General features: G+C 64.4%; 22 protein-coding genes and 1 pseudogene. 10 read left to right on the top strand and 13 right to left on the bottom strand.

Going from position 1 to position 22,227, the window contains the following annotated elements; translation table 11 throughout:
* Positions 1-111: 111 nt before the first annotated feature.
* Positions 112-189, top strand: a pseudogene (locus tag ABCW42_RS17850) (plasmid stabilization protein); the annotation flags it as partial.
* A gap of 20 nt (positions 190-209) precedes the next feature.
* Here the strand turns inward: ABCW42_RS17850 and ABCW42_RS17845 are convergent.
* The 4 genes from ABCW42_RS17845 to ABCW42_RS17830 all read right to left on the bottom strand — a co-directional run bounded on the left by ABCW42_RS17845 (position 210) and on the right by ABCW42_RS17830 (position 4,979).
* Positions 210-1,394, bottom strand: coding sequence for a glycerate kinase (locus ABCW42_RS17845; protein WP_423182442.1), 1,185 nt, complete (start codon positions 1,392-1,394; stop codon positions 210-212).
* 1 nt (position 1,395) lies between these two features.
* Complete coding sequence (gene dctA / locus ABCW42_RS17840; RefSeq protein ID WP_423182441.1) at positions 1,396-2,826, bottom strand: C4-dicarboxylate transporter DctA; 1,431 nt, start codon at positions 2,824-2,826, stop codon at positions 1,396-1,398.
* 41 nt (positions 2,827-2,867) lie between these two features.
* Complete coding sequence (locus tag ABCW42_RS17835) at positions 2,868-3,965, bottom strand: tartrate dehydrogenase (protein ID WP_423182440.1); 1,098 nt, start codon at positions 3,963-3,965, stop codon at positions 2,868-2,870.
* Between the two features lie 117 nt (positions 3,966-4,082).
* A complete protein-coding gene (locus tag ABCW42_RS17830) occupies positions 4,083-4,979 on the bottom strand; it encodes a LysR family transcriptional regulator (protein ID WP_423182439.1) in 897 nt (298 codons plus the stop codon).
* Positions 4,980-5,051: 72 nt separating this feature from the next.
* On the opposite strand from ABCW42_RS17830, the gene ABCW42_RS17825 reads away from it, so the two are divergent.
* Together ABCW42_RS17825 and ABCW42_RS17820 are read left to right on the top strand one after the other, a co-directional pair.
* Positions 5,052-6,251, top strand: coding sequence for an SLC13 family permease (locus ABCW42_RS17825; RefSeq protein WP_423182438.1), 1,200 nt, complete (start codon positions 5,052-5,054; stop codon positions 6,249-6,251).
* 25 nt (positions 6,252-6,276) lie between these two features.
* A complete protein-coding gene (locus tag ABCW42_RS17820; protein WP_423182437.1) occupies positions 6,277-6,825 on the top strand; it encodes a PRC-barrel domain-containing protein in 549 nt (182 codons plus the stop codon).
* 54 nt (positions 6,826-6,879) lie between these two features.
* On the opposite strand, the gene mctP is transcribed toward ABCW42_RS17820, so the two are convergent.
* From mctP to ABCW42_RS17805, 3 genes are all read right to left on the bottom strand, one after another.
* A complete protein-coding gene (mctP, locus tag ABCW42_RS17815) occupies positions 6,880-8,577 on the bottom strand; it encodes a monocarboxylate uptake permease MctP (RefSeq protein WP_423182436.1) in 1,698 nt (565 codons plus the stop codon).
* A complete protein-coding gene (locus ABCW42_RS17810; RefSeq protein WP_423182435.1) occupies positions 8,574-8,855 on the bottom strand; it encodes a DUF3311 domain-containing protein in 282 nt (93 codons plus the stop codon). Before ABCW42_RS17810 ends, mctP begins: the two co-directional genes overlap by 4 nt.
* A 156-nt stretch (positions 8,856-9,011) precedes the next feature.
* Positions 9,012-9,989: an SDR family oxidoreductase gene (locus ABCW42_RS17805; RefSeq protein ID WP_423182434.1), complete on the bottom strand. Its 978-nt coding sequence runs from the start codon at positions 9,987-9,989 to the stop codon at positions 9,012-9,014.
* Between the two features lie 170 nt (positions 9,990-10,159).
* Between ABCW42_RS17805 and ABCW42_RS17800 the strand changes: the two genes are divergently transcribed.
* Both ABCW42_RS17800 and ABCW42_RS17795 read left to right on the top strand, forming a co-directional pair.
* Complete coding sequence (locus ABCW42_RS17800; protein WP_423182433.1) at positions 10,160-11,632, top strand: aminotransferase class I/II-fold pyridoxal phosphate-dependent enzyme; 1,473 nt, start codon at positions 10,160-10,162, stop codon at positions 11,630-11,632.
* Between the two features lie 38 nt (positions 11,633-11,670).
* The gene (locus ABCW42_RS17795; protein WP_423182432.1) at positions 11,671-11,778 is read left to right on the top strand and encodes a type II toxin-antitoxin system RelE family toxin; all 108 of its coding nucleotides are present in this window, start codon (positions 11,671-11,673) and stop codon (positions 11,776-11,778) included.
* Between the two features lie 6 nt (positions 11,779-11,784).
* Here the strand turns inward: ABCW42_RS17795 and ABCW42_RS17790 are convergent, their stop codons facing one another.
* Both ABCW42_RS17790 and ABCW42_RS17785 read right to left on the bottom strand, forming a co-directional pair.
* The gene (locus ABCW42_RS17790) at positions 11,785-12,012 is read right to left on the bottom strand and encodes a hypothetical protein (protein ID WP_423182431.1); all 228 of its coding nucleotides are present in this window, start codon (positions 12,010-12,012) and stop codon (positions 11,785-11,787) included.
* Between the two features lie 44 nt (positions 12,013-12,056).
* Positions 12,057-13,346, bottom strand: coding sequence for an ammonium transporter (locus tag ABCW42_RS17785; RefSeq protein ID WP_423182430.1), 1,290 nt, complete (start codon positions 13,344-13,346; stop codon positions 12,057-12,059).
* Between the two features lie 293 nt (positions 13,347-13,639).
* Here ABCW42_RS17785 and glnT point away from each other — a divergent pair, with 293 nt between their 5' ends.
* The 5 genes from glnT to ABCW42_RS17760 all read left to right on the top strand — a co-directional run bounded on the left by glnT (position 13,640) and on the right by ABCW42_RS17760 (position 18,609).
* On the top strand, positions 13,640-15,013 hold the full coding sequence (gene glnT / locus ABCW42_RS17780; RefSeq protein WP_423182429.1) for a type III glutamate--ammonia ligase: 1,374 nt from the start codon (positions 13,640-13,642) through the stop codon (positions 15,011-15,013).
* Between the two features lie 35 nt (positions 15,014-15,048).
* Positions 15,049-15,957, top strand: coding sequence for a glutamine amidotransferase (locus tag ABCW42_RS17775; RefSeq protein WP_423182428.1), 909 nt, complete (start codon positions 15,049-15,051; stop codon positions 15,955-15,957).
* Positions 15,945-16,643 carry a protein glxC gene (locus ABCW42_RS17770; RefSeq protein ID WP_423182427.1) on the top strand — a complete coding sequence of 233 codons (699 nt, stop codon included), beginning with the start codon at positions 15,945-15,947 and terminating at the stop codon, positions 16,641-16,643. The genes ABCW42_RS17775 and ABCW42_RS17770 overlap by 13 nt, the downstream gene beginning before the upstream one ends.
* A gap of 10 nt (positions 16,644-16,653) precedes the next feature.
* Positions 16,654-17,973 carry an FMN-binding glutamate synthase family protein gene (locus ABCW42_RS17765; RefSeq protein ID WP_423182426.1) on the top strand — a complete coding sequence of 440 codons (1,320 nt, stop codon included), beginning with the start codon at positions 16,654-16,656 and terminating at the stop codon, positions 17,971-17,973.
* A gap of 66 nt (positions 17,974-18,039) precedes the next feature.
* Positions 18,040-18,609: a helix-turn-helix domain-containing protein gene (locus tag ABCW42_RS17760; RefSeq protein WP_423182425.1), complete on the top strand. Its 570-nt coding sequence runs from the start codon at positions 18,040-18,042 to the stop codon at positions 18,607-18,609.
* 69 nt (positions 18,610-18,678) lie between these two features.
* Here ABCW42_RS17760 and ABCW42_RS17755 read toward each other — a convergent pair whose 3' ends face one another.
* Genes ABCW42_RS17755 through ABCW42_RS17740 form a run of 4 tightly spaced genes read right to left on the bottom strand, consistent with a single transcriptional unit; the run spans position 18,679 to position 22,225 of the window.
* A complete protein-coding gene (locus ABCW42_RS17755) occupies positions 18,679-19,746 on the bottom strand; it encodes an LLM class flavin-dependent oxidoreductase (RefSeq protein ID WP_423182424.1) in 1,068 nt (355 codons plus the stop codon).
* Positions 19,746-20,006, bottom strand: a complete 261-nt coding sequence (locus ABCW42_RS17750; RefSeq protein WP_423182423.1) for a tautomerase family protein — start codon at positions 20,004-20,006, stop codon at positions 19,746-19,748. The genes ABCW42_RS17755 and ABCW42_RS17750 overlap by 1 nt, the downstream gene beginning before the upstream one ends.
* A gap of 4 nt (positions 20,007-20,010) precedes the next feature.
* Entirely contained in the window at positions 20,011-21,498 is a 1,488-nt protein-coding gene (locus ABCW42_RS17745) for an aldehyde dehydrogenase (RefSeq protein WP_423182422.1), read from the bottom strand.
* Entirely contained in the window at positions 21,488-22,225 is a 738-nt protein-coding gene (locus ABCW42_RS17740) for an alpha/beta fold hydrolase (protein ID WP_423182421.1), read from the bottom strand. Before ABCW42_RS17740 ends, ABCW42_RS17745 begins: the two co-directional genes overlap by 11 nt.
* Positions 22,226-22,227: the final 2 nt, after the last annotated feature.

Here is a 22,227-nt window from a genome sequence, read left to right as displayed (position 1 = left end):
AAACTGTAGGCCCGCGGTGTTCCCCGCGTACCGGCGGGTCACGGCTCCATGATGCGACTGCGGCGGCTAATGCACAAGGAGGGGAGGGACTAATCGGGTGTCGCCGCAGCCATTGAACTGCTGTCCGACAATCCACGGCCCCCTGGAGCGGAAAAGCTTGTCGGGGGCGATGGGGAATGGCGTGTGCGGACCGGTGATTACCGGATCATCTACGAAATCCGCGGCAACGTTCTCACCGACCTCGTCGTCGCTTCCCCGATCTCCCTCCCGATCCACCGCAACAGCTCCGCAGACAACGCCGGGTCCTTCGACGAGTCGCGGTCCGTGTAGTCGGCCAACGCGTAAACCTGCGCGAGCGGCATCTCGGACCAGCGCTCGCGGGGAAGCAGGGAGCGGCCCGCGACGGCGATCACCGGGCGGGTGCCGGAACGGCGGGCGACGGCGGCCGGCAGCTTTCCGTCGAGGGTCTGCTCGTCAAGGCTTCCCTCGCCGGTGACAACAAGGCAACAGCCTTCCTTGCGGGAATCGAAGTCCAGCAAATCCAGGAAATAATCCGCTCCGGAAACCTGGGTCGCGCCGAGCAGCATGCAGGCAAAACCTATTCCCCCGGCACTGCCAGCACCGGGATGCTCGGCCAGGGCCGTCGCGTCACTAAACCCGGCGGAAACCAGCGCGGAAACAAAATGCCGAAGCCCGGCGTCGAGCACATCCACGTCCTCCGGAGAAGCCCCTTTCTGCGGACCGAATACCGCAGCGGCGCCCTGCGGACCGTGGAGCGGGTTGCGGACGTCGCTCGCCAGGATGAGCTCGACGTCGGCGAGTCCGGGAACCGCCCGGCCTGACACCGAGCGGACCAGGCCCAGGTTCCGGCCGTTGCCCGCCAGTTCCCGCCCGGCAGAGTCCAGGAAATGGAAGCCGAGCGCGCTGAGCATGCCCATGCCGCCGTCGGTGCTCGCGCTTCCGCCAAGCGCCAGCACAATCCGCCCGGGTTTCAGCGACAACGCGAACAGGATGGCCTCGCCAAAACCACGGCTGGAGGCGCCAAACGCGTCCAAGTGACCGGACGGCAGCAATGCGAGTCCGCACGTGTTCGCGACCTCCACGACTGCCGTGACGCCGTCGAACGCTATGCCAGCCCGGACGGGCAACCCGGTGGGACCTGCGACGTTGCTGTGGTGTCGGGTGAAGCCGGAGGCGACGGCGGCATCCACGCTGCCGTCGCCTCCGTCCGCGAGGGGAAGGATCTCGCACCGGACCGTATCCTCTGCGTTGCCGGACGTCCCGGCGGAGCGAAGCCCCGCGGCCAGGGCATCCGCTACCTCGGCGGCGGTGAGGCTGCCCTTGAACTTGTCGGGTGCGATGAGGACGGTCTTCGGGGCGGTTGCGTTGGTCATGTCAGACGGGTTCCGAGTAGGCGGGGCGGCGACTGGCGGTCAAGGCGGGTTCGACGTCGGCGGGTCGCCCGGGAGCGTTGTCCCCCGGGTTGCCGGGGCGGGTGGCCGCCGCGTCCTCGCCCGGCAGGGTATCCACGACCTCCCCGGCGAAGACACGCCGGACGCGGTCGACATCGAGGGTCCGGTCCCACCGCGCGATGAACAGCGTGGCCACGGCGTTGCCCGTGAAGTTCACCAGTGCGCGGCACTCGGACATGAACTTGTCGATTCCGAAGATGAGCATGATTCCAGCCGCGGGAACGGTTCCGAGGGTGGTAAGGGTGGCTGTGAGGGCGATGAAACCGCCGCCCGCGACGCCAGCCGCGCCCTTGGAGGTCAGCAGCATGACAGCAAGCAGTCCGAGTTGCTGGCCAATGGTCAGGTGCGTGTTGGTGGCTTGCGCTATGTACAACGCGGCAAGGGACAAGTAGATCGCGGCGCCGTCGAGGTTGAAGCTGTAGCCCGTGGGAACCACGAGGCCTACGGTTTCCTTCTTCACCCCGGCATGTTCCAGCTTGCGCATCAGGCCTGGCAACGCGGGTTCGGCGGTCGACGTCCCGAGGATAAGCAGGTATTCCTCCTTGAGGTGCCGGATCATCGTGAAGATATTCAATTTCAGGAAGGCCATGACGGACCCAAGGACCACCACCACGAAAAGGATGGACGTCGCGTAGAACAGCGCGATCAAGCCGCCCATGCTGGTGAGCGAGGAAACGCCGTACTTGCCCACGGCGAAGGCCATCGCGCCGAAGGCGCCCAGTGGAGCCGCTTTCATGATGAAGCCAAGGATCTTGAACATCACCCCGGTCAGCCGTTGCACCCCGTCCAGGACAGGGGCGCCCACCTTGCCCAAGGCGTTCAACGCGATGCCGAAAACTACCGCGATGAAGATGATCTGCAGGATGTCGCCCTCGACGAAGGGCTGGATGACGCTGGTGGGGATGATGTCTGTCAGGAACTGCCACCATTGCTCGTGCGATCCGGAGGCGATGAGCTTGGCGGCGGCGTCCGTCGTCTTGATGGTGCTGGCGTTGGCGTTGACGCCCTCGCCCAGGCGGAAGATGTTGATCGCAACCAAGCCGAAAACCAGGGCGCAAATTGTCCCGACCTGGAAGTAGGTCAGGGCCTTGAGGCCCGTCATGCCCACCCGCTTCAAGTCCGCCACGCTGGCGATTCCTCCGACGATCGTGAGGAAGACGATCGGGCCGATGAGCATCTTCATCGCGTTGACGAAGGTGGTTCCGATCGGCTCCATCGCGACCCCGGCGCCGGGGGCGAGCCAGCCCACGAGGATGCCGATCAGAATGGCTGTGAGTACCCAAAAATAAAGTTGCCGGTACCAGCGCTTCTTGGGGGCCGGCGTCGCGTGACCGGCAAGTGGTGTGTGTCCCATGATTCCTACCTCATTGTGGAATGTCACTGGAGATGTGTTGGTTAGACGGCGGCCAGGTTGCGGGTGAGTGCCGTGACGATCGCTTCGGTGACGTCGTTCGTGGTGGCTTCGCCGCCGACGTCGCGCGTCAAGTGGCCCGAGCCTGTGGCCTGCTCGATGGCGGCTTCGACCAAGCGGGCTTCCTCGTGGAGGCCGAAATGGTCCAGCATGAGGGCGGCGCTGGCGATGGCGCCGATCGGGTTGCTGATGCCCTTCCCGGCGATGTCCGGAGCGGAGCCGTGGACCGGCTCGAACATGCTGGGGAAGCGGCGCTCCGGGTTCAGGTTAGCGCTCGCGGCCAGGCCGAGGCTGCCGGCGAGGGCAGAGCCGAGGTCGGAGAGGATGTCGGCATTCAAATTCGATGCCACCACGACTGACAGGTCCTCGGGCTTGAGGATGAACTTGGCGCTCATGGCATCCACCAGGACGCTCTCGGTCTGTACATCCGGGTAGTCGAGGGCGACGCGCTTGAAGGTTTCGTCCCAGAGGACCATGCCGTACTGCTGTGCGTTCGACTTTGTGACGGAGGAAACCTTCTTCACCGTGCGGGTCCGGGCAAGGTCGAAGGCAAAGCGCATGATGCGCTCGCAGCCCTTCTCCGTGAAGAGCGCGGTCTGCAGGGCGACCTCGTTGCCCGGCCCGCGCCCGCTCAGGTTGCGGCCGCCGAGGCCTGCGTATTCGCCTTCGCTGTTTTCGCGGACCACGATCCAGTCGAGCTCAGCGGAGTCCGCTTTGCGCAAAGGTGACTCGACGCCCGGGAGAAACTTCACCGGGCGGATATTGGCCCATTGGTCGAAATTCTGGGTGATGTTGAGGCGCAGCCCCCACAGGCTGATGTGGTCGGGGACATTTTCCCAACCGACGGCCCCGAAGTAGATCGCGTCGAAATCTTTGAGGGCTTCCAGGCCGTTTGGATCCATCATGAGGCCGGTCTTGGCGTAGTACTCCGAACCCCAGGGGAACTCGGTCCAATCGAAAGCGAACTTGCCGTTGGAGTTTTCCGCGAGGGCGTCCAGGACCCGGCGACCGGCGGCGACGACTTCCTTGCCTACTCCATCTGCGGGAATGGATGCGATGCTGAATTTTTGGGTGGCGCTCATGCCTACCTCCTCGTTGAGTTTGTTAGCAGAGTCACACTGCCTTCCTCTTCAAGTAGACGGGCAGCCGCTAGGCGGCGTCCAAGACTTAGTTTCGATACGCCTGATAGGTGCGGCCTATCAATCTGTTGTTTGCGTGTGCTCTCCGGCGACTTCGAGGAAGGCGCGGGCCGCCGGGGTGAGGTTTTCCTTGCGGCTCAGAACCGCGACGTCCAGGTGGCTCACCGGTTCGATCAGTACCGTGCGGAGTCCGGCTTTGTGCGCCGTAGGAGCCCACGACGACGGCATCACCGCGTGCCCGACGCCCGCCAGGACCAGGGGCAGGATGGAAGTCCGGTGGGCGACTTCGACCACGATCTCCACCTTGATGCCGCTCGCCAACGCGTCGTCGACGAGCCATCGCATGAGGGAACCGCGCTGGCTCGCGATGATTCGGTGGCCGCCCAGGTCTTCCCTTTGGATGGCGCCCTTCCCGGGGTCGAAGGTGTCTGTGCGGGGATTGACGATGAGGATAAGCGGTTGTTGCTCTAATTCGAGGACTTGGACTCCGGGGACCCGGATGGGAGTGGGCGAGCCTGCCAGTCCGATTTCGGTGCTGCCGCTTCGGACGGACTCGATGACTTCCTCCGGTGTGAAGGCGGCGCTGACGTTGAGCCTTACTGAAGGGTGGAGCGTGGTGAACGCCGCGATCATGGACGTGAGGGGTTCGATGCCCGGCGAAGGCATCGTGATGATGTCGAGCCGGCCGCTGCGGACACCACGGAGGGATTGAACCGCCGACTGCGCGGCGTCGAGGTCGCGCATCACCAGCCTCGCCGGACCTACCAGCTCCTTGCCGGCCTCGCTGAGAACCGCCTTGCGTCCGATCCGGTGGAAAAGCGGTACCCCGAGTTCCTTCTCCAGGCTGGCGATCGTTTGGGACAGCGATGGCTGGGCGATGAGCAGGTGTTCCGCGGCGCGGTTGAATCCGTCGTGGTCGACGACGGCCAGGAAGTACTTCAATTTGCGCGTGTCCACGGTCGATAGCCTATGCCGATCGCAAGGCGTGTGTTTGTCCGGAGTTCTCCCCGCCCGGGATACAATCCGATCATGCGTCTGGCGATCGTCGGGGCCGTCTTGCTGGTGGCCGGAATCGTAGCGGTTGCCGTGGAGGCCCTGCCCGTCGCGGATGTGATGGCGCTCGTTGACCGGACGGCTCCGATCCTGGCCTTCGTCGTGGCGATGACAGTGGTGACGGAGCTCGCCAGCGAGGCCGGGGTCTTTCTGTGGATCGCGCGGCGGCTCCGGCATTGGGGCCGCGGATACAGCCTCGTTTTGTGGTTGCTCGTGGCCGCGTCCGCGGCTCTCTGCACCATCTTCCTGTCCTTGGACACGACGGTGGTGCTGCTGACGCCCGTTGTGGTCAGCGTGACCCGCCAAGCAGGGCTGCCGGTGTTGCCCTTCGCTTTGACCACCGTGTGGCTGGCCAACACGGCAAGCCTGCTGCTGCCCATTTCCAACCTGAGCAACCTTTTGGCCCAGCACAGCCTTGGCAGCATTAGCCCGGCCGGTTTCGCCGCCCTCATGTGGGCCCCGTCCTTAGTGGCAGCCCTTGTGCCGCTGGTTTTTATCTGCATCGTCTTCCGCCGGGATCTCCGCAAGCGGTATCCACGGATCCCCGTGAACCGGATCAGGTCCGATCGGCACGCCATGGGGGAGGAGAGCCGTGGTTTGGGCGACCGCACGCTGCTGGTGGTTGCCGCGGCCGTGTTGGCCCTCCTGCTGCCGGCGCTGGTTTCCGGGGTGGTGGTGTGGATCCCCGCCACGGGGGCCGCCGTCGTTCTCCTTGCGGCGTTCGCCGTCAGGCGACCGCGGGTACTCAAAATCTCGCTTGTTCCCTGGTCCTTGCTGCTGTTTGCCGCCGGGCTGTTCGTGGTGATGGAAACGGCGCGCCACTTGGGCGCTCCGCTCCTGTTTGCCGCGCTGGCGGGGGAGGGCGAAGGCACGGGGGACCTGGTCCGCTTGGCGGCATCGGGCGGTTTGGCGTCGAACCTGCTGAACAACCTGCCCGCCTATTTGCTGGCCGAACCCGTCGCCGGAACACCCGGGCGCCTCGCGGCGCTATTGATCGGCGTCAATGCGGGGCCGTTGATTACCCCGTGGGCATCCCTGGCCACCTTGCTTTGGCATGACCGGCTCGCCCGGATGAACGTCATGATTACATGGAAGGGCTACGCTGTCTTCGGGCTGATCGTGGCGCCGTTAACGGTACTGCTCGCCGCTTTGGCGCTGGCGGCAACCGGACGGTGAATCCTGGCTGGAGGAGGGTATTGGCATGCTGAGCCTGCAGGACATTGACGGCATTGTCCTCAACGGTGGCATCGTGGTTGATGCCAACGGCGAGAAGATCGGCTCCGTTGAACAAATCTTCACCAACGGCGACTCCGGAGATCCCGTGTTCGTCACCGTGCGGACAGGATTCTTCGGCATGTCCGAGTCGTTCGTCCCACTCGCCGACGCCGTGCTCGACGAATCAACCATCAGGGTGGCGTTCGGCAAGGAAACAGTGAAAAACGGTCCTCGGATCGACAGTCACCGCGGCGTTATCACCTCGGACCAAGAGGAGGAGCTTTACCGCTACTTCGGCATCGCGGCCGACGATTCGACTCAAGCTGACAGCTCCGCCAAGGGCGGTTCGGCTGGCGCGGAACCGCCTACAGGCCCGCCGCCACCACCGCCTCACCACCTCCTGCGGCATATCCCCGGACCGCCCCCGCCGGGGCACGGCCCTCCGCCGCCCGCCCCGGGTCACCGGCCGCCGGGACCACCGCCAGGCCATCGGCCGCCGGGACCACCGCCGGAGACGGAACGACGACGGCGGTAGCTCGCCGTCGTCGTCGAACCGTTCAGTCCCGAACCGCCTGGGAGTCGATACCGGTCAAAGGTTGGCCCCTCCGGTTCCAGTGAACGGATATTCCCGCTCGAGCTCGGCTACCTTGGGGTCGTCCTCATCGGCGCCGTAGTCTGATTTCCGTGTGATGTCCTTCCCTTCAGGGAGCTTCATCGCGCGGAATACCAGCGTCAGGACGGCTGCGACAATCAGGTTCAGGGCGAACGCCGCCACGGCGATGTAGACCTGCACGTTGGTGCCGGGAATCGCGGCAATTGACCCACCGAAGTTGGCCTTCGTCACCGGATTCACTACGTTGTACGCCGCGACGGTCCCGTAAATGATTCCGACGGCCCACCCGACGAAGAGGGCCCAGCGGTGGAACCACCGCGTGTAGAGGCCCGCGACGATCGAGGGGAAGGTCTGCAGGATCCAAATGCCGCCGAGGAGCTGCATGTTGATTGCTGCCGACTGGTCCATAGCGATGACGAAGATCAAGGCGCCGAACTTCACCACGAGCGAGGCGATCTTGGAAACTTTCGCTTCCTGCTTGGGGTCGGCGTCGGGCCGGATCAAGTCGCGGTAGATGTTCCGAGTGAACAAGTTGGCCGCCGCGATGGACATGATCGCCGCGGGGACAAGGGCACCGATCGCGATGGCCGCAAGCGCGATGCCCGCGAACCAGGCCGGGAAGTGGTCGAGGAACAATTGTGGAACCACGAGTTGCGGATTGACGGCACCGTTCAGGTCCGTGGGTTTGGTGCCCGCGTAGATAGCAGCGTAGCCAAGGAGCGCGAGGAACCCGAGCATCAACGAATACAGCGGAAGTACCGCCGCGTTCTTCCTGATGGTGTTCCGGCTCTTGGTCGCGAGGACGCCCGTGACCGAGTGCGGGTACATGAACAACGCCAGGGCCGAGCCGAGCGCCAGCGTCCAGTAGGCCGAGTAGCTCGCGGCTCCCGGAATGAAGACGCCGGCCGCCTTGCCCGTTGCGGGGTTCACGGCGTCCAGCTTCGTTTGCGCCGCACCGAAGATGTTGTCCCAACCCCCGAACTTGATTGGCAGGTAGATGACCGCGACGATCACGGCGAGGTAGATCAGGAGATCCTTGACGACGGCGATCAGCGCAGGGGCGCGCAGGCCCGAAGTGTAGGTATATGCGGCGAGGACAACGAACGCGATGATCAGCGGAAGGTCCGTCAGCAGCGCGTTTTGTGCGCTGCCGAGTCCCAGCACCGTGAGCACGGCCTTGATGCCCACCAACTGCAAGGCGATATAAGGCATCGTGGCGACGATGCCGGTGATCGCGACTGCAATTGTCAGCGGTTTGCTGCCGTACCTGCCTCCCACGAAATCGGCTGGCGTGACGAAACCATGCCGGTGGGAGACCGACCACAAGCGGCTCATCAGGAGGAACACGATTGGATACAGCACGATCGTGTAGGGCACGGCGAAGAACCCGCTCACGGCGCCCGTTGCCCACATGGCCGCCGGAACAGCCACGAAGGTGTAAGCGGTATAGAGGTCGCCACCCAGCAGGAACCACGTCACCCACGAACCGAAACCACGGCCTCCCAAACCCCATTCATCCAGGCTGTGCAGCCCTGTTTCCTTGCCCGCGCGCCACCGCGCGGCGAAGAATCCGATGACGGCCACCAAGACGAAGAGGACGATGACCACCGTGAGGGCGACGCCGCTCACCGGCCGCTCCGGGATGGTCGCCAGGGGAACCGTGAGCGCGCTCATGATTCCTCCTCAGGGGTGCGCGCGCGCCTCACTTCGTCACGACGTCGTCGATCTTCCTTTGAGACCAGCCGGTAGGCGATGCCGATCATGACCGCGGTGACGGGGACCCACAGCATTTGGTACCAGTAGAAGAACGGCATTCCCGCAAGCCGTGGCTTGTCGATCGAGTAGGCCGGAACGAACAACGGAACCACAATGGCGATGGCGAGCAGGATCCCGGAAATGATGTATGGTCCGGGCCTTGCTGGTCCCCGGGTGGGCAGATCGGGAGTTGACATAGACGCCTCCTCAACGAGACGGTCCCCGGAGCGGGAAGGGTTCCCGGGACGTGCCGGCGACCTGTGGACCGTTCACGTACCGGTCCATGATCAGAATAGATTCTTGCTTTCCTCCCGGACAGAGGAAGCGTTCAGGACTTTTCGCTGCCGGAGATCCTAGGAGAGGTGCCTGCCGCCCGTTATGCCAATGACCGATCCGGAAATGTAGCTCGCCTCGTTTGTTGCCAGCAAGACGAACGTCGGCCCGAGCTCCGCCGGCTGCCCGGCCCTTCCGAGCGGGGTGTTTTGGCCGAACTTGACGATCTTCTCGCTTGGCTGGGTGGGCGGCTGCAACGGAGTCCAGATCGGCCCGGGAGCTATTGCGTTCACCCGGATTCCGCGGGGGCCAAGGGATTCTGCGAGCGAGAACGTGAGGTTGACGATGGCGGCCTTCGTGGCCGCGTAGTCGATGAGGGAAGGGCTGGGCTCGTATCCCTGGATTGAGGTGACGTTGATGATCGATGCGCCGGGCTGCAGGTGGGGCAAGGCGGCCTTGCAGAGCCAGAACAGCGCGTAGACGTTGGTCTTGAACGTCCGATCGAACTGTTCGGTGCTCAGGTCCTCGATGCCCTTGCTGGTGCTCATTTGGAAGCCCGCGTCATTGACCAGGACGTCCAATCCTCCGAATTCGGTGACGGTCTGGGCGATGACTTCCTGGCAGAACTGTTCGTCCTGGAGGTCGCCGGGCAGTGCCAAGGCCTTCGATCCCGCGTCTTCGATCAATTGGACTGTGTGCGCTGCGTCTTGTTCCTCTTCGGGCAGATAGGTGAAGGCTACGTGGGCACCTTCCCTCGCGAAAGCGATAGCGGCTGCGCGGCCGATTCCGGAGTCGGCCCCGGTAACCAGCGTCCTGAACCCGGTCATCCGGTGGTGGCCGACGTACGTGCTTTCTCCGTGGTCCGGACGCGGGTGCATCGCGTCGGTCCATCCTGGGTAGTCCTGGCCTTGGGCTTCGAACTCTTCGTGTGGATACAGGCTCCGTGGGTCTTTGAGGCCTGTCGGCCCGTTTGCGTCGCCCACTACTTGGTTTTCCAGGGCGCGCACGATGTCCTCATCCAGTTCGGTTGAGTTTGCTTCGCCATTGCTCTCGGTCATGCTGATCCTCCAAGTGTTCCTTGCGGTTTCCAGTGGCGGGCCGTTCCTCCCTTCGTCCGTCCGAAGACGGCTGGAGGGGTCTTTCCAAGCTATGTCGGTTGCTCGGCAGGTTCAAGATACTCAGCATACTTATCTTTTATTCGCGCAAAGCTTGCTGATAGAACGGGAACATGGACCAAAATGAAGCCCCCTTAGTAACTGCTTTGGAGGAGTACCATCGCCTTGGCCGCTATGGATTCAACCCTCCCGGGCACCGACAAGGTGCCGGAGCCGATCCGAGGGTCCGTGCGGTGATCGGTTCATCGACCTTCCGTTCGGACGTCTTGGTTTCCGACGGATTGGACGACCGATCATCCTCCGGCGGCTACTTGAAGAAAGCCGAGCAGTTGATGGCGGAGGCTGTTGGCGCGGACCAGGCCTTCTTTTCAACATGCGGCAGTTCCCTCTCCGTGAAGGCCGCTGTCCTGGCGGTAGCGGCCGGCAAGGGCGACCTCCTGGTCAGCCGGGATGCGCACAAGTCGATTGTTGCCGGCTTGGTATTCTCGGGCATCCAGCCGCGGTGGATCCAGCCCCGATGGGATCCGGAACTGCACCTCGCCCATCCGCCCTCGCCTGGAGGCGTCGACGAGATGTGGCGCCGCTATCCGGACGCCGCGGGTTGCCTGATCGTCAGTCCGACGCCGTATGGCACCTGCGCGGATATCGCCGCCATTGCGGAGATCTGCCATGGTCGCGGCAAACCGCTGATTGTCGACGAGGCCTGGGGCGCGCACTTGCCGTTCCACTCCGACCTTCCCACCTGGGCCATGGACGCTGGTGCTGATGTCTGCGTGGTCAGCGTGCACAAAATGGGTGCGGGTTTTGAACAGGGGTCCGTGTACCACCTGCAGGGCGACCTCGTGGACAAAGCGCACTTGTCAGCCTGCGCCGACCTTCTGATGACAACAAGCCCGAACGCCATCCTGTATTCGGCCATGGATGGCTGGCGTCGCCAGATGGTCCAGCAGGGAAAGGAACTGCTCGGCAATGCCTTGGCTTTGGCCGCCCGGCTCCGCTCCGAGATCGAGGAAATCCCGGGAATCCACGTCCTGGAAGACGAATTGCTGAGTGCCGAGGCTTCCCACGACCTTGACCGTATGCAGATCCTGATGGACCTTTCCGGCCTCGGCGTGAGTGGTTACCAAGCCGCGGATTGGCTCCGGAAAAACCGCAGGATCGACATGGGACTGAGCGACCACCGCCGCATCATGGCCACGTTGTCGATGGCAGATGACGACCTCACCGCCGCCCGGCTCGTGAATGCGCTCCGTGACTTCGTGGAAGCCGCGCCCACCCTGTCTCCGCCCGCCCAGGTAGACCTGCCGGCGCCCGGAGAACTCGAACTGGAAACCGTGGTCCTCCCGCGCGACGCCTTTTTCGGCCACACGGAGAGCATCCCTGTGGCCCAGGCGGCTGGCAGAATCGCGGCCGAGCAGATCACCCCGTACCCGCCCGGCATCCCCGCGATCGTTCCGGGTGAGCGAATCAATGCTGCCGTCCTTGACTACCTGACATCCGGAATGAAGGCGGGAATGGTCCTTCCGGATCCCGCGGATCCTTCACTGGCCACCATCCGGGTGCTCAAGGAGGGACGATCTGGCTAGGGTATATCTCCTGAAGCCGGCAGGAACCGCTGTTCCCTTTGTATTCGGCCAGGCGAGGTGAGTACCGGGTCATTTACCGGATCGTGGAGGACATCATCCTGATTGGGATTGTCTCTATCACGCATCGCCGCGATGCGTACCGTTGACGCACCCTAGTCACTAGCGGCCGGTTCCGTAGTGAGTCCCCGGTCATCCGGGGTGGCATCGTCCTTGATTTCCGCCGGCCCCGGAGGAGCCGGCGCTTCCGCATCCTGTGTTGCGGAGGCCGGCTCCTCCGGGGCCGGGGCGCGTTCCGCGTCCCGGGGGATTGGATGGTGCTCGTTCTGCACTCCATCGTGGACAATGTTGTCGGTGTGGTCCGGGGCTGAATCTGCGCTCATTTTCCCAACGTAGACCGGCCGCCCGGACGTGTCGAGGGTCGAGGCTAGGCGCGGTGCGGCGACCCCAGTTCCACTGGCTCTTCGTCCGAGAGGTATGCCTCCTCGGCGTGCGCGGCCATGTCGATGCCGCGGAGCTCGTCGGCCTCGTGGATGCGCAGGCCCATGGTGATGTTCAGGATTTTCGCGATCACCCATGTCACTACGAAGGAGTATCCGAGGACGGCGAGAGTGGCCACCGACTGGATGCCGAGGAGGCCGAAGCCTCCGCCGTAGAACAAGCCGTTGACCTTGTTCGGTGCGGCGGCGGTGGCGAAGAATCCAATGAGGAGCGTCCCGATGATTCCGCCCACCAAGTGGACGCCGACGACGTCGAGGGAATCGTCGAAGCCGAGGCGGAACTTCAATTCGATCGCCAAGGAGCAGACCGCGCCCGCGATCGCTCCGATGGCGAGGGCGCCGAGGGGGCTGACCGCGCCACAGGCGGGAGTGATGGCAACAAGTGCTGCGATGAGGCCCGATGCGGCGCCCATGCTGCTGGCGCTACCGAGCCGCACGCGTTCGACGGCGGCCCAGGCGAGCAATCCGGCGGCGCCTGCGACCGCGGTGTTGAGGAAGACCACTGAGGCGGACTGTCCCGCGGTGAGTGCCGACCCGGCGTTGAAGCCGAACCATCCGGCCCAGAGAAGTCCGGCGCCGACAAGGACCAGCGGACGGCTGTGCGGCTTGGTGTGTTCGCTCTTGGGCCAGCCGGCGCTGCGACCGAGGACGATCGCAAGGGCGAGGGACGCAATTCCGGCATTCATGTGGACTGCGGTCCCGCCGGCGAAGTCGATGGCCTTGAGGTTGTTGACGATCCACCCGCCCACCACGGAGCCATCCGATGAGCTGAACGCGAAGACCCAGTGGGCGACCGGGAAATATACGAGGGTCGCCCACAAAGCGGAAAAGGCCATCCATGCCCCGAATTTCATCCTGCCCGCTGCCGCGCCGGCGATGATCGCCGTCGTAATTCCCGCGAAGAAGAGTTGGAAGGCGGCAAACAGTGCTCCGGGGAGGGCCGCGGCGGGATCTGCCGCGAGCAGCTTGTCCAGGCCCAGGTACTCAGTGACGTCGCCGATGATTCCCGCACCCGCCACGGAGTTTCCAAAGACCAGCGAGTAGCCGAATACTGCCCACAGGACGGCGACGATACTCATGCCGCCGAAACACATCATCATCATGTTCAGGATGCGGCGGGAACCCACCATCCCGCCGTAAAACAGCGCAAGCCCGGGAATCATGATGCACAGCAAAGCGCTGGCCGCGAGGATCCAGGCAACATCTCCAGAGTTCATTTCCATGTCCATTCAGTAGGCCCAGACGCACGGCGACAGATCAGTGCTCGTGGGGCAAAGAGTTGGCGGTTCGCAGAAGCGGCAAAAGGCTACTGCTATGAAACCATGATTCCCAACAGTGGACAGATTGTGGTTTCGGGGACGTAAATTTCCGGTTGCGGCGCCAGGCTTCGGCTGGCGGGTTTGCGTAACGCCGATTTAACGAGGCGGGCAAGCGGCTGTAATATCGCCTTGGTTACTGTGGTTCAACGACGTTTCCCTGCAGCTAACTCTGATCGAACAGGACTGTTCCGATGACAACTGTCGCAACCCCGGAAGTTACAAACCCCGCCACCTCCCGGATCGAGGCCGGCGGCATTTCCCTGGCCGACATCGCCAAAGCCCACGATGTCCGGTTCCTGCTCGCCACGTTCGTGGACATGACCGGGAAACCCTGCGCGAAACTGGTGCCGCTCGAAGCCGCCGAAGAGCTCGAAAACGGCTCGATGGGATTCGCCGGCTACGCAGCAGGCCTCATTGGCCAAAAGCCCCAGGACCCGGACCTTGTTGCCATGCCCGATCTCGCCTCGTTCACCCCGGTCCCCTTCATCCGCGAGGGCCTGGCCATCATCCATTGCGACCCGCATGTTGACGGCAAGCCATGGCCGTATGCTCCCCGCGTCATCCTGAAGAACACTCTCGCCAGACTCGCGGACAAAGGAATCCAAGCAAAGATCGGCGCCGAGGTGGAGTACTTCCTTGTCACCAAGAACCCGGACGGCACACTCAGCACCGCCGATGCGAACGACGACTCGCCCCGCCCCTGCTACGACGCGCGCGGCGTCACCCGCATGTATGAGCACCTGACCTCCATTTCCGAGGCGATGAACAGCCTGGGTTGGGGCAACTACGCCAACGACCACGAGGACGCCGCCGGGCAATTCGAGCAAAACTTCAATTACGCAGACGCCCTCACTACGGCGGACCGCGTGGTCACCCTCCGGTACATCCTCAACATCCTGGCCGAACAACGCGGCATGACCGTGACCTTCATGCCAAAACCATTCATGGACAGGACTGGCACCGGCCTTCACCTGCACCTTTCACTTTGGTCTGGCCCAGAGCCGCTGTTTCCAGGCGAAAACGACCCCAAAGGACTCGGGCTGTCCGAGCTCGCCTACTCCTTCATCGGCGGACTCCTGCAGCACGCGCCCGCGCTCCAGGCCTTCCTCGCCCCGACCGTCAACTCCTATAAGCGGACCGGAGCAACCACGAGTTCGTCCGGGGCAACCTGGTCGCCACGCAAGGCATCCTTCGGCGGTAACGACCGAACCCACATGATCCGGGTGCCGGACAACAAGCGCATCGAGCTCCGCTCGGGCGACGGATCCGCCAACCCCTACCTCGCAATCGCGACCGCTATCGAGGCAGGGATGGACGGGGTGGGAACGAACATCGACCCCGGGTTGCCCTCTGCGCCGGGGGAGTCCCGCGCCGACGCCCATAAGCTCCCCGCCACGTTGTTGCATGCCGTGGAGGCGCTGCGCGAAGATCCCGTGGTCCTCGCGAGCCTCAGCTGCGACGAAGAAATAGGCCGCTACTACGCAGCCGCCAAGGAAGAAGAGTTCCTCACCTGGCATAACCAGGTGAGCGATTGGGAAATCCGCAACTACCTCACATCGATCTGACAAACCCCGCCAACCCACAAATAATAAGGAAAACAATGTGCGGAATTGCCGCGCTGCAGCTGCGCAACCCTTCGCTGCATCCCAAGATGGGCAGGCTACTGTCCTCCATGATGTGCCAGATCGTGGACCGCGGACCCGATTCCGCCGGCTTGGCCGTCTACAACACCCCGGGCCTCGTCTCGGCAGGCACGTCCACGTTCAGCCTCCTCGGCAAGGACCAAGGCATCGTCCCGGAAGCCATCGAGGCGTCGCTTGGCGAGATGCTCCCTTCGACGGCGAATGCCCTGGTCAGGGTCCTGGGCGACACCACCCTGGTGACTGCCGCCGTCGGGACCGGCCTCCTGGCCAAAGCCATTACGGAAACGCTGCCCGCGTCCACGATCATCGGCCGCGGCGAGCACGTGGCCGTAATGAAAAGCGTCGGCCATCCGATGCGCATCGCCGCCGACCACGGGCTTGAATCGATGGCCGGAACCCAGGGCTTGTCCCATACCCGCATGGCCACCGAGTCGGCGGTGACGGCAGGTGGCTCGCACCCCTTCTCGGTCGCGGACGATCTGTGCCTCGTCCACAACGGATCGTTCTCCAACCACGCCACCATCCGGCGCGAACTCAAGCGCCAAGGCGTGGTGTTCGACTCGGACAACGACACCGAGGTGGGCGCCCGCTACGTGGCCTCCCGCCTGCAGCAAGGCGACGACCTCGAAACCGCGCTCACCAACCTGGGCAAGGTCTTCGACGGCTTCTACACCTTGGTGGTCACGACGGCGGACAGCATGGCCGTGGTCCGCGATCCGATTGCCTGCAAGCCCGCCATCATCGCCGAACACGAAGACTACGTGGCCATGGCCTCCGAATACCGTGCCCTGGCCTCGCTGCCGGGCATTGAAACAGCCCGCATCTTTGAACCCGAACCCGGGAAGGTCTACACATGGTCACTCTGACAGCCGAAATGTCCACCGTCGCCGATTTGTCCACCAGCACGGTGCGTGAGCTCAACCAGTCCCTCCATTCCGCGGTGGACGGGCAAAGCTGGACCGTTGAAAACCCCGGCGGCAAGCACAGCCTCGCGGTCGGAATCGATGCGGACATCACCGTGACGCTGAACGGACACACCGGCTACTACGCGGCCGGGATGCACCAAAAAGGCGACGTGACCATCAACGGCAATGCCGGCGTCGGGCTCGCCGAGAACATCATGTCCGGACGGGTCCACGTGAAAGGCGACGCCTCCCAATCCGCGGCAGCCACCGGCCACGGCGGACTCGTGGTGATCGACGGCAACGCGGGCGCGCGCTGCGGGATCTCCATGAAAGGCGTGGACATCGTGGTTGGCGGCAACATCGGGCACATGTCCGCTTTCATGGCCCAGGCGGGCAGGCTGGTTGTCTGCGGAGACGCGGGCGAAGCACTCGGTGACTCCATCTACGAAGCGCGGATCTACGTCAAAGGAACCGTCGCCTCGTTGGGCGCTGACTGCATCGAGAAGCCGATGAAAGCCGAACACCTCGACGAACTCGCCGGACTTCTCTTCGCCGCCGGACGCGACGACAACCCCGCCGACTTCACCCGCTACGGCTCGGCCCGGAATCTCTACCACTTCCACGTCGGCAACTCGGCGTCGTACTAAAGGACGAACCATGACCACCATCCCTGAGCTTGGCCTGCGCGAATCGGCCACGTTCGACCGCGCCACCATTGCCGACATCCAGCGCGCCGCCGCAACCGGCGTCTATGACATCCGCGGCTGGGGGGCCAAACGCCAGGTCCCGCACTTCGACGACCTCCTTTTCCTCGGCGCCTCCATGTCGCGCTATCCGCTGGAGGGCTACCGCGAAAAGTGCGGTACCGACGTCGTCCTCGGCGACCGTTACGCAGCGGAGCCGCTGCACCTCAAGACTCCGGTGACGATCGCGGGCATGAGTTTCGGCGCATTGTCCGCCAACGCGAAGGAAGCGCTGGGGCGCGGTGCCAGCGAAGTCGGGACGTCCACCACAACGGGCGACGGCGGCATGACGCCTGAGGAGCGCGGCCAGTCCGAGCACCTTGTGTACCAATACCTGCCTTCGCGCTACGGCATGAACCCGGACGACCTCAGCAAGGCCGACGCTATCGAAATCGTGCTCGGGCAGGGCGCGAAACCGGGTGGCGGCGGGATGCTCCTGGGCCAGAAGATCACCGAACGCGTTGCCGGAATGCGGACCCTTCCCGTCGGCATCGACCAGCGCTCGGCGAGCCGGCACCCGGACTGGACCGGACCGGACGACCTCGAAATCAAGATCGGCGAACTGCGTGAACTCACCGACTGGAAGAAGCCCATCTACGTGAAGGTCGGCGCGTCCCGGCCGTACTACGACACAGCGCTCGCCGTGAAGTCCGGGGCCGACGTCGTGGTGTTGGACGGCATGCAGGGCGGTACCGCAGCGACCCAACAAGTGTTCATCGAGAACGTCGGCATCCCCACGTTGGCCGCCATTCCGCAAGCCGTGCAGGCGCTCCAGGAACTCGGCATGCACAGGAAAGTGCAGCTCATCGTGTCCGGCGGAATCCGTACCGGAGCCGATGTGGCCAAGGCCATGGCACTCGGAGCCGACGCCGTCGCCATCGGAACGGCCGCGTTGATCGCGCTGGGCGACAATGATCCCCGATACTCCGCCGAATATGCCGCGCTCGGATCGGCCGCTGGCTTCTACGACGACTTCCAGGACGGGCGGGACCCCGCCGGAATCACTACGCAGGACCCGGAACTTGCCGCAAGGCTGGACCCCATTGAGGGTGGCCGGCGCCTGGCGAACTACCTGCGGGTACTGACAATGGAAGCCCAGACCATCGCCCGGGCATGCGGAAAATCGCACCTGCACAACCTCGAGCCCGAGGACCTGGTGGCATTGACGATTGAATCCGCAGCCATGGCCAGGGTGCCGCTTGCAGGGACCACTTGGATTCCAGGGGCGATGTGACATTCGAACAGGAAGGGCCGCCCGCTTTGTACTGGCGGCCTTTCCGGCACCCATAAGATGGGGTCCATGACCAACCCCGGGAAGCTGGAACAGATCATCGCCGCCCAGGTACGGCATTACCGGACGGCGAACAACTTGTCGTCGGCGGAACTCGCGGCCATAACGGGTATGTCAAAAGCGATGATCTCGAAGATCGAGACGGCCAGCACGTCCTGTTCCTTGACGAGCCTCCAGCGGCTGGCCGACGGCTTGAAAGTCCCCGTGACGGCCCTGTTCCGCGGCGCGGATACCGACCGCGACGCGACGTTCACCAAAAGCGGCGAAGGCAGCATGACCGTCCGGAGCGGAACCCAGCACGGCCACGAATACCGCGTCCTCGGGACCCTCAAGGGACGCCCTGACGCGATCGAACCGACGCTGGTCACGCTGACCGACGCTTCCGACGTCTTCCCTTTGTTCCAGCACCCGGGAACGGAGTTCATCTACATGCTCTCGGGAAAGATGGTCTACGGCCACGGCGCCTACGAATACACCATGGAGGCCGGCGACTCGCTCCTCCTCGACGGCGAAGGACCCCACGGTCCGCTGGAACTCCTTCAATTGCCGATCCGCTTCCTGGCGGTCTCGGCGAAGTAGCTCGAGCGGACCGGGGGTCCGTGGTCAAGGCGCCCGACGGCGGTGCGCGGCGGCTTTAGTGGGCCGGGCTTAGTGGGCGGTGGTTGCGGGCTGTTGTTGGAAAGCCGGGACGACGTGCTCAATGAAGAGCTCGAGCGAACGCTTCTTTTCCTCATGCGTGAGGCTGTTGTCCGACCACAGGCTGAACTCGGTGACGCCGAGTGCCTCGTAGTGGCGCAGGCGTTCGATCACTTCCTCGGGCGTTCCGATCATCGCGGTCCGGTGGAGGGACTCGGGCGTGAACTCCGGACGCTCCGCGAACTTCCCGGCAGGGCTGGGCTCGAGGAAGCCGTTCTTGGGAGTGGCCTTGTTGCCGAACCAGGCGTCGAACGTCCGGTAGAACTTCTGGATGCCCTCGGCGGGACGGCGCCATCCCTCGGGATCGTCGGCGGAGTGTACGTGGGTGTGGCGGAGCACCATGAGGTCCGGGCGCGGGACGGTCGGATTGTTCTCCACGGCTGTATCGAACTTGCGGGCGAGGTCTTCCACTTCCTCGTCGCCCTTCATGAGGGGCGTGACCATCACGTTGCATCCGTTGGCCACCGCGAACTCGTGGGACGAGATATCGCGGGCGGCGATCCACATGGGCGGCGTCGGCTTCTGGATGGGCTTGGGGACGCTCGTGGAGGTCGGGAACTGCCACACTTCGCCGTCGTGCGCGTAGTCGCCTTCCCACAGCGCGCGCACGGCGGGCACCATTTCGCGAAGGTGCTTGCCGCCGTCGACGGCTGACATGCCGCCCATGAGGCGGTCGAATTCGAACTGGTACGCACCGCGGGCCAGCCCGACCTCCATCCGGCCGTTGCTGATGACGTCCAAAAGGGCGGTTTCGCCGGCTACCCGGAGCGGGTTCCAGAAAGGCGCGATGATGGTTCCGGCACCGAGGCGGATGCGGGAAGTCCGCGCCGCCAAGTAGGCGAGCTGGGGCATGGGGCTGGGGGAAATGGTGTATTCCATCGAGTGGTGTTCACCGATCCACACGGTGCTGAAGCCTCCGGCCTCCGCGATGAGCGCAAGTTCCGTGAGGTTCTCGAAGCACTCGCGGTGCGAGACGGACTCGTCCCAGCGCTCCATGTGGACGAAGAGGGAAAAGCGCATTACTGACTCCTTTGATCTGCGGCGTCGTCGGCCGTTGCTTGGCCGGTGGGCGTTGCATTCGTGGCGGCCGCCGCGTTGCGTTCGGCAATGGTCTGGTCGCCGCGGGACCAGTGTTCGTGTTCGATTTCGCGGATGATGACGGTGGTGTTTTCCGGCACCGCGCCGACGGTTTCTTCGGCTGCGCGGTGAAGGGCGGAGATGAGCGAGCGGAGCTGTTCGGGACTCCGGCCCCTGGCGATGGAGACTTCGATCAGCGGCATGGTGTCAGCTCCTCATCACAAAGGGATCGGCGAGCGGGGATTCGTCGGTGTTGATCCAGACGCTCTTGAGGCGGGTGTACTCGCGGATGCTTTCGATTCCGTGCTCCACGCCCACGCCGCTGGTCTTGAAACCTTCGCGGGGTGACGACGGCGACATCGCCCGGTAGGTGTTGACCCACACGGTGCCGGCTTCCAGGTGCGAGGCCATGCGGTGGGCCCGCGAGAGGTTGTTCGTCCAGATGCCGGCGGCCAGGCCGTACGTGGTGTCGTTGGCCAGTCGGAGGACCTCGTCTTCCGTTTCGAACGGCATGATCGCCGCGACCGGTCCGAAGATTTCCTCGCGCACCACGCGCATGGAGTTGTCGACGTCGGTCAGCACGGTGGGTTCGAAGAAGTAGCCGCCGAGCGGGATGTTGGGCCGTCCGCCCCCTGTGAGGACCGTGGCGCCTTCCGAGACGCCGAGGTCCACGTAGCTGGCCACCTTGTCGCGCTGGTCCTGGAAGGCCAATGGGCCAAGCTCGGTCTCGTTGAGCAGCGGGTCACCGATGACGATGCTCCGGGCCCGGTTCGCCACGCGTTCGAGCAGTTCGTCGTAGACCGACTTGTGCGCGAAGACCCGGCTGCCGGCGATGCACGTCTGCCCGGCCGCGGCGAAGATGCCGGCTACGACGCCCATGGAGGCGTTGGCGACGTCGGCGTCCTCGAAAACGATGTTCGGCGATTTGCCGCCAAGCTCCAACGTGGATCCGATGAATCGCGAAGCCGTGGAGGAAGCGATCCGCGCCCCGGTGGCCGTGCTTCCCGTGAAGGAGACCTTTGCCAAACGCGTGTCGGCCACCAAAGCGGCGCCGGCTTCAGCGCCAAAGCCGGTGACGACGTTGATGACGCCGGCCGGGAAGCCTGCCTCGTCCGCCAAGGCGGCCAGGCGAAGCACCGTGGCGGAGGTGTATTCCGATGGCTTGATGACGATGGTGTTGCCGGTTGCGAGGGCCGGTGCCAGCTTGCTGGTGGTCAGGGTCAGGGGCGAGTTCCACGGCGTGATGGCACCTACGACTCCGAGGGGTTCCCGGAGGGTGTAGTTGAGGATCGCGGGGTTCGACGCCGGGATGGTGTCGCCTTGGATCTTGTCCGCAAGGCCGGCGTAGTAATAGTAGTACTCCGGCATCGTGGCCAACTGGCCGCGCATTTCCCGCAGGAGCTTGCCGTTGTCCTCGGTTTCCATCCGGGCGAGCTCTTCCGCGTGCTCGCCGATGAGGTCGCCCAAGCGGCGGAGCAGGTGCCCGCGCTTGGTTTGGCTCAGGTTCCGCCAAGCCGGATTCTCGAAAGCCGCGGCGGCGGCGGAAACGGCCCTGTCGACGTCGGCGTCGTTACCGCGCGCGGCCTGGTACAGGACGTCGAGGGTCGCCGGATTGGTGCTTTCGAAATATTCTCCGCTGGATGGCGGAACGAACTCTCCGTTGATGAAGTGTTCGTAACGGCGGTTAGTCGGCATTCGAGTGCTCCTTGATGAAAGCGGTGAGGAGGGTGGCGAGTTCGTGCGGGCGTTCCACGGGCATCATGTGCCGTGCGCCGGCGACGACGGAATAGCCGCAGTCCGGAATGGCGGCGGCCAGGCGGGCGCTCATTTCCGGCGTCGAACCCGGATCGAATTCGCCGGTGACGGCGAGCGACGGGACGCCGATCTTGCCCAGTTCGGGGGCGATTTCCGCGTCCGCGGTAGCGAACACCCGGTAGCACGCCAGGAAGGACCGGGGATCGTTGTGTTCCAGGACTTCGCGGGTCTGCTCGACGAGTTCGGCCGGAACGGCGGAACCGTCGGGGTACCAGCGGCGGATGGAGGCTTCCACGGTCTGGCCGAAGTCCGCTTCGGCGGAAGCGAGCCGGGCCAGGACGGAGGCTTGCTCGTCCGGGGTCCGCGCGCAGACCGAGCCGACCGAGACGAGCGTTTCCACCAGCTCGGGCCGGAACCTCGCCAGGTATTGCGAGACGAGGGCGCCGAGCGAGAATCCCACCAGGTGTGTTCCCGGCTGGAGCCGGTCCGCAACGTCCCCGGCGAGGTCCGCCAGCGTCACTCCGTCCGGGGCGGACGGACGGTTCCCGTGCCCCAGGAGTTCGAGGACCTGGACCTCGAACTCCGGCTCGAGCAATTCACGCAAGGGACCCCACATCGACCCGTCGAGGCCGACGCCGTGAATCAGGGCGATGCGGACACGACTCACCG

It is taken from the genome of Arthrobacter sp. NyZ413, assembly GCF_049390645.1.
Taxonomy (GTDB): domain Bacteria; phylum Actinomycetota; class Actinomycetes; order Actinomycetales; family Micrococcaceae; genus Arthrobacter.
Note: the sequence above shows the minus strand (reverse complement) of the source record. Positions and strands in the feature narration are given on the sequence as shown.